This is a genomic window from Nonomuraea sp. WAC 01424 (assembly GCF_003947315.1).
In the GTDB taxonomy this organism is placed as follows: domain Bacteria; phylum Actinomycetota; class Actinomycetes; order Streptosporangiales; family Streptosporangiaceae; genus Nonomuraea; species Nonomuraea spiralis.
Map to the genome: position 1 here is coordinate 46799 of NZ_QHHZ01000026.1, position 12468 is coordinate 59266.

Genomic DNA, 12468 nt, shown 5'->3' on the forward strand with positions numbered 1-12468 from the left:
TGAAAGGACACTTGTGGAAGACCTGCGCATCGGAGTCATCGGCCTGGGGCTGCGGACGAGTCTCGCCGTGGCCGCGAACCGGCCCGGCAAGGGCTCGGTCGTGACCGCGCTGTGCGACTCCGACCCGGCAGCGCTCAAGAAGCAGGCAGGGCGGTTCGAGGCGGAGTTCCTGACCGGGGACTACCGCGAACTGCTCGACCGGCCGGATCTCGACGCGATCGTCGTCAACACCCCCGACGACACGCACGAGCGCCTCGCGATCGACGCACTCCAGGCCGGCAAGGCCGTCTACCTGGAGAAGCCGATGGCCATCACCGTCGAGGGCTGCGACAACATCCTGCGCGCCGCCCGTGACAGCGGCACCCGCCTGTACGTGGGGCACAACATGCGCCACATGGGCGTCGTACGGCTGATGCGCGACATCATCGCCAAGGGCGTCATCGGCGAGCCGAAGACCGTCTGGGTGCGCCACTTCGTGTCCTACGGCGGTGATTACTACTTCAAGGACTGGCACGCCGACCGCACCCGTACCACGGGCCTGCTGCTGCAGAAGGCGGCGCACGACCTCGACGTGATCCACTGGCTGGCCGGCGGCTACACCACCCGCGTGAACGCCCTCGGCGACCTGATGCTCTACGGCGACCTGCCGCGCCGCGCGCCCGGGACGCCCCGGCCGGAGGGCTGGTTGCAGGAGTTCGAGTGGCCGCCCACCAAGCGGGAGAACCTGCACCACGTGATCGACGTCGAGGACGTGTCGGTCATGAACATGCGCCTGGACAACGGCGTCATCGCCGCCTACCAGCAGTGCCACTTCAGCCCCGACTACGTGCGCAACTACACGGTCATCGGCACGGAGGGCCGCCTGGAGAACTTCGGCGACGGCCCGGGGGACACGGTCAAGGTGTGGAACACCGGCCCCACCTCCTACCGGGACGACTGCGACATCGCCTACCGGGTGCCGGCCGCCCAGGGCTCGCACGGCGGCGCCGACACGCAGGTCATGGACGAGTTCTGCAGGTTCGTCAGGGACGGCGGCGCGACCGACACCTCACCCGTGGCGGCCAGGATGAGCGTGGCCGCCGGGTACATGGCCACGATGTCGCTGCGCGACGGCGGCATGCCGTACGACGTGCCGCCGCTCGACCCGGAGCTGGCCGCGTACTTCGACAACGGCCAGCGCTGAGCCGCCGCGGGCCGCGCGGGGGAACCCGCGCGGCCCGCGGGATCAGCGCTCGGCGTCCTTGCGGTCGCGGTCGCGGTCGCGGTCCATGCCCGGGAACGGGGACGGCTCGTCGACGGCCTGGGTGAGCTGGCGCGGGCCCTTGTGGCCCTCGGCGTCCTGCGCGTCGGCGACCGCCTCGGCCGCCGCCTCCGACGCCGCCTCGATCTCCTTGTCGAGCTCCTCCGACGGCCGCGGCTCCTCCTCGCGGGTGGCGGCCGACTTGGGCAGGGCCTCGGTGAACGCCTTCGAGACGCCCTGGAGCGCCGAGGTGACCTCGCTCGGGATGACCCAGAACGTGTTGCCGCTGCCCTGGGCGAGCTGCGGCAGCACCTGGAGGTATTGGTAGGCCAGCAGCTTGGGGTCGGGGTCGTTGCGGTGGACGGCCTGGAAGACCTGGTCGATGGCGCGCGACTGGCCCTCGGCCTCCAGGATGGCGGCCGAACGCTGGCCCTCGGCGCGCAGGATGCGGCTCTGCTTGTCACCCTCGGCGGTGAGGATCTGCGACTGGCGCTGGCCCTCGGCGTTGAGGATCGCGGCCCGCTTGTCGCGCTCGGCCCGCATCTGCTTCTCCATCGCGTCCTTGATGGTCTTGGGCGGGTCGATGGCCTTGACCTCGACGCGGTTGACGCGGATGCCCCACTTGCCGGTGGCCTCGTCGAGCACGCCGCGCAACTGGCTGTTGATGGTGTCGCGCGAGGTGAGTGTCTTCTCCAGGTCCATCGAGCCGATCACGTTACGCATGGTGGTGACCGTGAGCTGCTCTATTGCCTGGATGTAGTTGGCGATCTCGTACGCCGCCGCCCGGGGGTCGGTGACCTGGAAGTACAGGACGTTGTCGATCTCGACGACCAGGTTGTCCTCGGTGATGACCGGCTGCGGGCGGAACGTCACCACCTGTTCGCGCAGGTCGATCATCGGGTAGACGCGGTCGACGTACGGGATGACGAAGTTGAGACCCGGCTTGAGCGTGCGGTGGTAGCGGCCGAGCCGCTCCACGTTGCGAGCACGGGCCTGCGGCACGATCCGCACCGCCTTGAGCACGGTGAACGCGGCGAAAAGGATGATCAGCAGTCCGACTATCAGCAACGGGTCCATGTGGTCACTCCCGTGGATACACGAGGGCCGTGGCGCCCTCGATCTCGATGATGTCGACGGTCGCCCCGGCGGGGATCACCAGGGTCTCGTCATATGCGCGTGCGGACCACTCCTCACCCCCGATGCGGACCCGCCCGTCGCGGCCCGTGACCTCCGAGACCACGTACGCGGGCTTGCCGACGAGGGCCTCCACGCCGAAGCGCGGCAACTGCGGCTGCTGGAGGTGGCGGATGGCGAGCGGGCGGAGCACCACCATGCCGGCCGCCGACGACAGGGCGAACACGAGGATCTGCAGAGGAACGGGCAGCCCGATGGCGGCGGTCACGGCAGTCAGGAGAGCGGCCACGCCCAGGAGCCCCAGCGCCGCCGTGAGAGTGAACAGTTCGGCCACGCCGAGGACGACTGCGAGGATTACCCAGATGATCCATTCATCCATGCTCCGGCCCTCCTGAAGGTATAACGGGCCTGTGTACGGGCCTGGTTCCCCCCTTACCACCGTAATCCCGGAATCTCGGTCACGGCACCCGTCACCCCCTCTCAGGGGGCGCGCAACGCGCTTCCCAGGAGCCATTTGTCCCACGGGAGCTGCCAGTAACCCCATCCGTTGTCCCATTCCAGCTCGCGGGACGTGCCGGTGATCAGGACGGGGTCGCCGCGCAGCGAACCGGCGTAGAACCAGGTCGCCTGGTCGGGACGGGCGTTGATGCAGCCGTGGCTGACATTTTCCCTGCCCTGTGCCCAGACGTTGTCCTTGGCGTGCACGTATTCGCCGCTGTTGGAGATGCGTACGGCGTGCTCGATCAGCAGGTCGTAGTAGCCGGGGTCGCCCTTGGAACGGCCGGGCGAGATCATGCGGACCGGGTTTCCCTTGTCCATGGTCAGGTGCATGCCGCTGGTCGTGGTGTATTCGCGGGTGGTGGCCATGCCGGCGCTGATGGCCATCTGCTGCACGACCTTGCCGTCGCGGCGCACGACCATCTGGTGTGACCTGGTGTCGACGGTGCTGGTCTGCCTGCGGCCCACGGTGAAGGCGAAGGTGGAGTCGAGGGTGCCGTAGACGCCCGGCGCGGGGTGCACGCCGGCCAGGTGGGCGCTGACCATCACCTGCTGGCCGGAGGCCCAGAACCGCCGGGTGCGGTAGACCACCTGGGTGTCGCTGGTCCACCGCCACGCGCCCTCGACCGGGGCCTTCGTGGTGACCTCCAGCGCGCGTTCGACGGCCGCCTTGTCCTGGATCGGGCTGTCGAAGTCGAGGATGACCGGCATGCCCACGCCGACGGTCTCGCCGGGCAGCGGGGCGAAGGAGGCCACCCCGAACGTGTGCTCGGCGGCGCGGGTGCGCAGGCGGCCCATGGCGACCGTGGACGGGCCGTTCTCGCCCGCGGCCGTGGCGGTCACCGTGTACTCGGTCGCGGGCTTGAGCGTCCAGTCGGAGCGCCAGGTGATGTGGGAGGCGTCGAGCCGGCCCGGGACGTGCTCGCCTCCCGCGTAGACCAGGACCTGGGTCAGCCGCCCGCCCTGTGCCGTGATGACCAGGCCCTTGTCGGGACGGGCGTGCTTGGAGTCGAGGGCGGGGGAGACGTGCACGACGGCGGGCGCGCCCGGCGACTCCGAGACGGGACCGCAACCGCAGCAGGCCAGGAGAAAGGCGACACATACGATCGCGGCCCACCGCATGTCACTCTCCGAGGGCTTTCCGAGGGAAGGGGAGTTCCCAGGGTAGCGGTGAGCGACGGCTTGAGCACCTTGAGTTACCTATACGATTTTTCCGGTCACCTCGCCCAATGTCAGGGTGCCGGCGGTGGCCCGGATCGTCACCGTGTCGCCGTCCTGGAGGAAGGTGCGGGTCTCGCCGCCCGGCAGCTTGATCGGGTCGGCGCCGTTCCAGGTCAGCTCGATGAGCGAGCCGCGCTCGTCGCTCTCGGGGCCGGAGATCGTGCCGCTGGCGAACAGGTCGCCGGTGCGCAGCGAGGCGCCGTTCACGGTCATGTGGGCGAGCATCTGGTCGGGCGTCCAGTACATGCTCGGGTACGGTGGACGCGAGATCACCTCGCCGTTGAGCACGACCTCGACGGCGATGTCCAGCCCCCAGTCGCTCCGCCTGCGCAGGTAGTCGAGCGGCTCGGGGTCCTGCGGGCGGCCGGGGATCCTCGGCAGCGCCTCCAGCGGCGTGACCCACGGCGAGACCGAGGTGGCGAACGACTTGCCCAGGAACGGGCCGAGCGGCACGTACTCCCACGCCTGGATGTCGCGCGCGCTCCAGTCGTTGACCAGCGTCACCCCGAACACGTGGTCCTCGAACGCCCCGGCCGGCGAGCCGAGCTCGGACGGCACGCCGACCACGAACCCCAGCTCGGCCTCGATGTCGAGCTTGGCGCACGGCCCGTAGGCACCGGCCCTGAGCTGCCCGTGAGGGCGGCGGACCGGCGTGCCCGACACGACGACCGTGCCCGACCTGCCGTGGTAGCCGACGGGCAGGTGACGCCAGTTGGGCAGCAGCGGTTCGGAGTCGGGACGGAAGATGCGGCCGATGTTGCTCGCGTGGTCCAGCGAGCAGTAGAAGTCGACGTAGTCGGCCACCTCGAACGGCATGTGCAGCCGCACCTGGTCGAGCGGGATCAGGTGGCTCTCGGTGACCGAGGAGTCGCCGGTCAGCTTGTTCTGGATGAGCACCCTGGTGTCGTGCCAGGCCGTACGGCCCCTGGCCATGAACGGGTTGAGCGAGGGGGCGGCGAACACCTCGTCGTGCAGCGCGGCGGCCAGGTCGAGCACCTTGTCGCCGTACCTGACGCCCACTCTCGGCGGCTCGCCCTGACGGGAGAACACTCCGTAGGGCAGGTTGTCCACTCCCCAGCTCACTGAATCACTCCTAGTGTCCGCAGGTCCTCGATGGGCGTGCTGGTGCTGCACGAGCCGTAGCTGACCAGCAGCCGCCGTGCCCGCTTGGCGGTCTCCTCCGTCACGGCCTCGGCCAGGCGTACCAGGTGGCCGACGTCGGTGGTGCGCAGCACGGGCGCGGGGTCGCGTCCCTCGACCGCCTCGCAGACCGCCAGCAGCAGGTTGAGGAAGCCGTGCCGGTCGACGCCGAGCGCCGGGTCGAAGTGGCGTACCGCGTGGTGCAGCCCGGCCGTGGCCTTGAACGGGATGTCGCCTTCGACGCAGGACCGGATGAACGCCGCCAGGTGCTCCACCGCCGGGAACGCCTCGGCCTTCAGCCCGCCGCAGCGCACCTTCAGCCCCACGCCGTCGGGCACCCCGGTGATCCGCTTCTGCGGCGAGACCTCGACGAACAGCCGTACGTGGGCGGGCACGTCGAGGCGCCGGGCCAGGTCGGCGACGGACTCGTCGTCGTCGAGCCGGATCTCCACGAAGTCCACCGGCAGGTCGCCGAACTCGGGGAGCTGCGGCGTGTCCACGATCAGCCCGATGCGCCGCGGCCGGTAGGCGTGCGCGCGCAGCCGGTCGAGCCGGCCGGTCGGGCAGAGGAACCGGTGGGTGAGCACGTCGTCGCCGTGCTCCAGGTCGCGCTGGTTGCGGGCCAGCGCCTCGTCCATGTGCAGCGAGGTCGGCGGGAACAGTCCGGCGTCGTCGACCAGTTCGGTGTAGAGGGTCATCGTGCCCAGGTCCATGCGTAGCCGGGATCCTCGCAGGACAGGGCGCCCGGTGCGAGGTCGAGCGGGCGGAAGGTGTCGACCATCACGGCCATCTCGCTCGTGGTGTTGACCCCGCGCGAGACCGCGTCGATCACCGCCTCGACCGCGCCGGGCTGCGGCCCGTGCGTGAACCCGGCCGGGTGCAGCGAGACCGAGCCGACGTCGATGCCCGAGCCCTGGCGGGCGGTGTAGTCGCCGCCCACGTAGAACATGAATTCGTCGGAGTCCACGTTGTGGTGGTTGTACGGGATCGGGATGGCCTCGGGGTGGTAGTCGAGCGGCCGCGGGCAGAACGAGCAGACCACGAACCCGGGCCCCTCGAACGTCTGGTGCACCGGCGGCGGCGCGTGGGTCTTCTTCACGATCGGCTCGAAGTCGTTGATGTTGAAGGCGTACGGATAGAGGTAGCCGTCCCAGCCGACCACGTCGAACGGGTGGTTGCGGTAGACGAGCCTGGTCAGGCCGCCCCGCGTGCGCACCAGGACGGGCACCTCCTCGCCCTCGACGAGCAGGGTCTGCGACGGCCCGCGCAGGTCGCGTTCGCAGTACGGCGCGTGCTCCAGGAGCTGCCCGTACTGGGACAGGTAGCGCTTGGGCGGCCTGATGTGCCCGGACGCCTCGATGGCCAGCACGTTGACCTGCCCGTCGGGCACCCAGCGGTGGATCGTGCCGGTCGGGACGACGACGTAGTCGCCCTCGCCGGCCTCGATGACCCCGTACGTGGACTCGAAGCGGACCGAGCCGCGCTGCACGTATACGCACTCGTCGCCCATGGAGTTGCGGTAGAGCTCGCTGGGCCGGTCGCTGGTCGCGTACGACAACCGGACGTCGCCGTTGCCGGCGAGCAGGATGCGGCCGTTCACCAGGTCACCCGCGCCGGCCAGCTCCTGGGTGCGGAAGTGGCGCGGCGAGAGCGGCAGGTTGGGCTCCAGCCGGGTGCCGGACGCGGGCGGCGTGACCGCCTCGGCCTTGATGATCGCGGTGGGCAGGTAGCGGTGGTAGAGCAGCGAGGAGTCCGACGAGAACCCCTCCTCGCCCATCAGCTCCTCGGCGTAGAGGCCGCCGTCCGGCCGCCTGAACTGCGTGTGCCGCTTGCGGGGCACTTCTCCAACGACGCGGTAGTACGGCATCCGCCCTCCATGGTGTCCGATTAACGGACGAATGTGTCCTCTATACGTGCCTACCGTCTGCCATCGGTGTGGAGATGTCAACCCAGGGCCGCGCTCAGCTCGGCGGCGGCCGCCACCACGAGCGGTCCCGTCTCCTCCTCCAGCGGTCCGAACGTCACCACCCCCACCGAGGCCTCCAGCCACGGCAGTCCGGTCACGGGCGCGGCGATGCCCCGCGCCCCCTCCTGCAACTGCCCCTCCGTCACGAGGTATTCGTCGCGCCCCTCGCGCAAGGCCAGGATCGCCCGGCCAGCCGCGCCTTTCGCCAGCGGATGGCGCGACCCCTCGCGATAGGCCACGTGCATGTCGGTCCAGGACGGCTCCACCACCGCCACCGCCAGCCCGTCGTCGCCCTCGGCCACCGTCAGGTGCGCGGTCGCCCCCACCTGCTCGGCCAGCCGCCGCAGCGTCGGCACCGCCGCCGCCCGCAACAACGGCTGTACGGCCTGGGCCAGCACGAGCAGCCCGAACCCCAGATGCACCCGCCCTTCGGCGTCCCGGCGGACGAACCCCTCGTTCAGCAGCGTCGTCAGCAGCCGGTAGACCACCGGCCGGCTCAGTGACAACTCGGTGCTCAGCTCGGTCGGGGTGCGCCCGCCCTTGCCGTCGGCGAGCAGGCGAAGCAGGCGCAGCCCGCGTTCGAGGGTCTGGGCGGATTCGGCGGCCATGGCATCGATTATGGAGTGGCGGGCGGCCAGTGAAAGAGCACGGTGAGGGGGTACGTAGGGACGAGAAGCGTCGGGGGGTAATGATGCGGCAAAGGTGGCTGTTCCTGGTTGCCGGGCTGGCCCTGTGCGCCCTGCCGCCGGCCGTGCCGTCGCTCACGACGCCGCTCGCGTACATGGCGAGGGAGACCCTCATCGACCCGCCGGCAGATCCGGCGGGCGAGCGGCTGGTCGAGGACACCTTCTACCTCACCCAGGGCATCTCGGTGAGCCAGTGGCTGCTGCCCGTCGCCAAGGGGGTGACCTTCCGGGCCGGCTACGTCGCCGTGGGGGTCAGGATCGACGCGGGCGGGCACCTGACCGGCACGCCCTCGCGGGTGGGCACGTTCATCGCCCCGGTCCGGATCTGCGCCGGGGAGTCGTGCGAGGAGCAGCTCATCACTCTCGTCGTGTTCGGCAACGTGCCGTGGGAGCCGCGCGAGCTGACCTTCCCCGGCCGGGTCGGCGCGACGATCAACGGTGAGATCGGTGTCAACGGCGGCCCGCAGGGTGTGACCCCGACCTTCACCGTGACCGACCACGCCAAGCTGCCCGGGGGCGTGTCGATCGGCCCCGACGGTCACGTGGGCGGGGTGCCCGAGGCGGCCGGCATCTCCGAGGTGCCGGTGCGCATCTGCGTGGCGGGCAACTGCGCGGGCGTCGTGGTGCGGTTGATCATCGTTTGAGCCCTTGCGCGGGCGCGGGTTCTGCGGTCACGGTGGTTCCATGAAATCGGTCATTGTGGTCGGAGCCGGTATATGGGGGTCGTCCTTGGCGTTGCGGCTGGCCGAAACCGGCTGGCAGGTGACCCTGGTCGAACAGCACAAACCCGGACACGTACGGCAAGCCAGCGCGGGCGAGACGCGGCTCCTGCGCTGCGCGCACGGCGACGACGAGTGGTACGCGCGGCTGGCCTGGGAGGCGCGGGAGGGCTGGCGGCGGCTGGGCGAACGGGCCGGCGAGGAGTTGTTCCTGGAGTCGGGCATGGTGTGGTTCGCGGGCCGGCCGGACGGATGGGAGCACGCCAGCGCCCGGGTGCTGAAGAACCTGGACATCCCCGGCGAGGTGCTCGACCCGGCCGACGGCCGGCGTTTCTTCCCCGACTACCGCGGCGACGACCTGAGCTTCCTGCTCTGGGAGCCGCACGCCGGCGTGCTCAGGGCCAGGCGGGCCACGCAGGCGACCGCCGGGCTGGCCCTCGCGGCCGGCGTACGCCTGGTCAGGGGGCGGGCCGTGCCCGTGCCCGGGGAGAGCGCGGTCGAGGTGGACGGCGAGGTCCGGCGGGCCGACCGGGTGGTGTGGGCGTGCGGGGCCTGGCTGCCGGGCCTGTTCGACGTACCGGTCGCGGTGACCAAGCAGGACACGCTGCACTTCGCGGTGCCCGCCGCGTGGTCGGTCCCCGAGACGCCCGCCTGGGTGGACTACGGCGCCTCCGTCTACGGGCACGGCGACGTGGACGGGGTGGGCATGAAGGCCACGTCCGACGCGGAAGGGGGGCCGTACGAGCCGGAGGGCGGCAGCCGCGTGGTGGACGCCTCCTCCGTCGAGCAGGCCCGGGGCTACCTGCGGCGCAGGTTCCCCTCGCTGGCCGACGCGCCGGTGTTGTTCAGCCAGGTCTGCCAGTACACGCTCACGCCCGACGCGGAATGGATCATCGCCGAGGAGTCGCCCGGCGTGTGGCTGCTCGGCGGCGACTCCGGGCACGGGTTCAAGCACGCCCCCGCCCTGGCCGCGTACGTGGCCGCGATCCTCGACGGCGAGCGCGTGCCCGAGCCGCGCTTCGGGCTCGGCCACGAGCGCGCCGTCGCCCGCGGCCTGCGCACGAGCGGTGATCTCGGGGTAGGGCCGGCCTCACCAGGATTCGGGGGACGGCGGGCGTGATCCGCGCGCCCGCGCGACGCAGACTTCCCCTGTAACCGAACGAACAGGGAGCCCACCATGACCACCGCACTCGACCAGAAGTCCCGCCGGCCTCAGCCGTCCGGCCCGCCGCCCGTCGTGCACGCCGCCGCACTGCTGTGGTTGTCCGCCGTCGCGGCGGGGGTGTTCGAGACCGTGCTCGCGGTCGGCAGGGAGCTGAGCGAGGGCGCCTCTGTCATCGACCTGCTGCCCGGCGCCGGTCTGCGGGTGGCCGTCTTCACCGCGGCGGTCCTCCTGGCGCTGCGGATGCGCGGGGGCAGCAATTGGGCCAGGCTGACGCTGGCCGTCACGCTCGGCGTGTTCGGCACGTTGTCGCTGGTCGTGGGGCCCGTCCAGTGGCTGCTGCACGGCGGCTCGATCGCGGAGGCCGCCGCCGGGGCCGACGCGGTGGCCTGGCTCTTCACGATCAGCCGCGCCCTGCATCTGACGGCCGTGCTCGGGGCCGTGACGCTGATGTTCCAGCCGAGGGCGAACGCCTGGTTCCGGTCAGCGTGAGACCGGCTCGGGCGCGCGCAGGTTGCGCACCCCGGGCGCGAGCAGCGCGGCGAGCGTGGACAGCACGACGAGGGCGGCGCAGCCGAGCAACGCCCCCTCGGTGCCGAAGACCTTCGCCGCGGGACCGGCCAGCATCAGCCCGATCGGCCCGAACATCAGGGACCCGAGCATGTCGTACGAGCTGACCCGCGACAGCGACTCCGGCGGCACCTCCCGCTGCATCGTCGTCTGCCACAACACGCCGAACACGTCGAAGCACACACCCAGCACGAACGCCCCCGCCACGGTCGCCCACAGCGGCGCGTCCAACCCGAGCAGCAGGTACGGCAGCGCCGTCGGCAGGCAGATCAGCGTCCCGAGCAGGATCGGCCGGCTCGGACGCAGCCGCAACGACACCAGCACCCCGGCGATCGTCCCCACGGCCTCGCCCGCCAGGAACGCCGACCAGGCCGCCGGACCGCCCAGGCTCTCCTTGGCCAGCAGCGGCCCGAGCACGCCGTGCCCGGCCTGGAGCGCCATCACCAGCACCGAGAACTGGGCGACCACCACCCAGAGCCACTGACGGGAGCTGAACTCCCGCCACCCGTCGCGCAGGTCCGCCAGCACCGAGTGCCGCTCCGCCCGCGCGCGCTCGGCGGAGGTCAGGCGCAGCATCGCGATCAGCACCCCGGCCAGCGCGAACATCGCGCCGCTGACCAACAGGGCCCACCCGCCGCCGAACAACATCACCGTGCCGCCGCTCAGCACCACCCCGGCCACGCGCGAGGCGTTCGCGCCCAGCCCGAGCAGCACGTTCCCGGCCTGCAGCCGATCGGCGGGCACGACCTCGGGGATGATGCCGCTCAGCGCCGGGAACATGATCGCGGTGCCCACGCCGGTGGCCGCCGCCGCCACACCCATGGCGGTCAGCGGGGTCCAGCCGGACAACATCATCGCGGCCAGCGCGAAGTAGCCCAGCGCCATGAGCAGCTCGCCGGCCATCATCACCCGCTGCCGTGGCAGCCGGTCCGCGATCACCCCACCGACCAGCATGAACGCGATCATGGGCAGCGACTGGGCGGTGAGCACCACCGACAACGTCGTGGCGTCCGCGCCCGGCAGGCCGAGCACGCCGAAGGCGAGCGCCACGGGCGCGAAGGCGCTGCCGAGCACGGAGATGGTCCGTGCGGACAGCAGCAGGGCGAACTTGCGGTCGCGGAGCAGCCCAAGATCGTGGAGATAGCTGTGCACTGGGCTGGTCCCCTCGAAAACGGTCAAATCTGCATCATTCTGCCGTCATTCGCGGGGTGGTGTCGTCCCAATATTTGTCATGGCGGTGACAGGAAATGTCGGGAAAAGTGCTGCTTGCTGGCAAGAATCGCGCCTGCTTCTCCCGTAATTTGCTCCCGTGGACGGCGAGGAGGCCAGGCGTGCCTGACACACGGCCGTGCGGGGGACGTCCGGTGGCGAGGGTGCCCTGGTCGGAGTCCGCGGGTCGCCTGGTCCGTCGCGGCAGGTGGATGCTGGTGGTGCTGACCCTGGCGGTGGCCGTGCTCGCCGTGCCCCTGGGGGCGGGGCCGTTCGGACGGATGGGCGGCGGCTTCGAGGTCCCGCGCACTCACCCCGCCACCTCGTACGACGCCGCCGTCCTGTACCGGCGTCCCGCGGTGGGCGGCCCGCTCCGGGTGCTGCCGGCCGCGTACCGGTCCACGAGGTCGAAGGACGGGCGCGCCATGCTGCCCTGGATGGCGTTGGTGGCCGGCGGGGTGATCGGCTCGCTGGTGTTGCTGGTCGCGAGGTGTCTCGTGAGGGCCGTTCACCGGCGGTCGTCCTGCCTTCCGGTGGTCGAGCAGGATCCGCTTCCGTCCGCCGGTTCAGGGGGAGACGTGCCTGTTTTCAAACGCCCCTGCAGTTCCCCGGTGGAGCGGCGGGCCGAGACGCGTCCCGGCTGGGTGCGGGTGACGCGGGGCCGTACGAGGGTGGTGCGGGCGGACCCCGACGGATCGGGCTGGACCTGGGTGGACGTGGACACGTGAGCATCCCGGCCACCCCTCGTACGCCGGCCGGCGCGACCCGGCTCCGGGCTGCGCGCCGCGACAGTTTCGCCCGACTGGGACGGCTACCGCGTGTCGAGAGCGGCGTGAGGATCGCCGTGGATCTCATTGAAGGTTGTTGATCGTCCAGATATTGTGCTATCTGCCCACGATCGCCCCCCTTGGGAGTAAAGGCGT

The 12468-nt window shown here is 71.0% G+C and carries 13 protein-coding genes; 5 read left to right on the plus strand and 8 right to left on the minus strand.

Annotated elements, in window-relative coordinates:
• Positions 1-13: 13 nt before the first annotated feature.
• Entirely contained in the window at positions 14-1183 is a 1170-nt protein-coding gene (locus DMB42_RS48260; protein WP_125647511.1) for a Gfo/Idh/MocA family protein, read from the plus strand.
• A gap of 42 nt (positions 1184-1225) precedes the next feature.
• Here the strand turns inward: DMB42_RS48260 and DMB42_RS48265 are convergent, their stop codons facing one another.
• From DMB42_RS48265 to DMB42_RS48295, 7 genes are all read right to left on the minus strand, one after another.
• Entirely contained in the window at positions 1226-2317 is a 1092-nt protein-coding gene (locus DMB42_RS48265) for an SPFH domain-containing protein (protein WP_125647515.1), read from the minus strand.
• 4 nt (positions 2318-2321) lie between these two features.
• Positions 2322-2753, minus strand: coding sequence for an NfeD family protein (locus DMB42_RS48270; protein WP_125647518.1), 432 nt, complete (start codon positions 2751-2753; stop codon positions 2322-2324).
• A 101-nt stretch (positions 2754-2854) separates the two neighbouring features.
• Positions 2855-3994, minus strand: a complete 1140-nt coding sequence (locus DMB42_RS48275; protein ID WP_125647521.1) for an Ig-like domain-containing protein — start codon at positions 3992-3994, stop codon at positions 2855-2857.
• 78 nt (positions 3995-4072) lie between these two features.
• Positions 4073-5176: a fumarylacetoacetase gene (fahA, locus tag DMB42_RS48280; protein ID WP_125647524.1), complete on the minus strand. Its 1104-nt coding sequence runs from the start codon at positions 5174-5176 to the stop codon at positions 4073-4075.
• The gene (locus DMB42_RS48285; protein WP_260478375.1) at positions 5173-5946 is read right to left on the minus strand and encodes a hypothetical protein; all 774 of its coding nucleotides are present in this window, start codon (positions 5944-5946) and stop codon (positions 5173-5175) included. The genes fahA and DMB42_RS48285 overlap by 4 nt, the downstream gene beginning before the upstream one ends.
• On the minus strand, positions 5928-7100 hold the full coding sequence (locus DMB42_RS48290) for a homogentisate 1,2-dioxygenase (RefSeq protein ID WP_125647527.1): 1173 nt from the start codon (positions 7098-7100) through the stop codon (positions 5928-5930). The genes DMB42_RS48285 and DMB42_RS48290 overlap by 19 nt, the downstream gene beginning before the upstream one ends.
• 77 nt (positions 7101-7177) lie before the next feature.
• Positions 7178-7807 carry a helix-turn-helix domain-containing protein gene (locus tag DMB42_RS48295; RefSeq protein ID WP_125647530.1) on the minus strand — a complete coding sequence of 210 codons (630 nt, stop codon included), beginning with the start codon at positions 7805-7807 and terminating at the stop codon, positions 7178-7180.
• Between the two features lie 80 nt (positions 7808-7887).
• Here DMB42_RS48295 and DMB42_RS48300 point away from each other — a divergent pair, with 80 nt between their 5' ends.
• From DMB42_RS48300 to DMB42_RS48310, 3 genes are read left to right on the plus strand one after another with little or no spacing between them, the layout of a single operon-like run.
• On the plus strand, positions 7888-8529 hold the full coding sequence (locus DMB42_RS48300; protein ID WP_125647533.1) for a hypothetical protein: 642 nt from the start codon (positions 7888-7890) through the stop codon (positions 8527-8529).
• Between the two features lie 40 nt (positions 8530-8569).
• A complete protein-coding gene (locus tag DMB42_RS48305; RefSeq protein WP_125647536.1) occupies positions 8570-9724 on the plus strand; it encodes an FAD-binding oxidoreductase in 1155 nt (384 codons plus the stop codon).
• Positions 9725-9781: 57 nt separating this feature from the next.
• Positions 9782-10258, plus strand: coding sequence for a hypothetical protein (locus DMB42_RS48310; RefSeq protein WP_125647539.1), 477 nt, complete (start codon positions 9782-9784; stop codon positions 10256-10258).
• On the opposite strand, the gene DMB42_RS48315 is transcribed toward DMB42_RS48310, so the two are convergent.
• Complete coding sequence (locus DMB42_RS48315; RefSeq protein ID WP_125647542.1) at positions 10250-11488, minus strand: MFS transporter; 1239 nt, start codon at positions 11486-11488, stop codon at positions 10250-10252. The two genes, DMB42_RS48310 and DMB42_RS48315, sit on opposite strands and share 9 nt — an antisense overlap.
• Positions 11489-11667: 179 nt before the next feature.
• On the opposite strand from DMB42_RS48315, the gene DMB42_RS48320 reads away from it, so the two are divergent.
• Complete coding sequence (locus DMB42_RS48320) at positions 11668-12273, plus strand: hypothetical protein (protein ID WP_125647545.1); 606 nt, start codon at positions 11668-11670, stop codon at positions 12271-12273.
• The last annotated feature ends 195 nt before the right edge of the window (positions 12274-12468 follow it).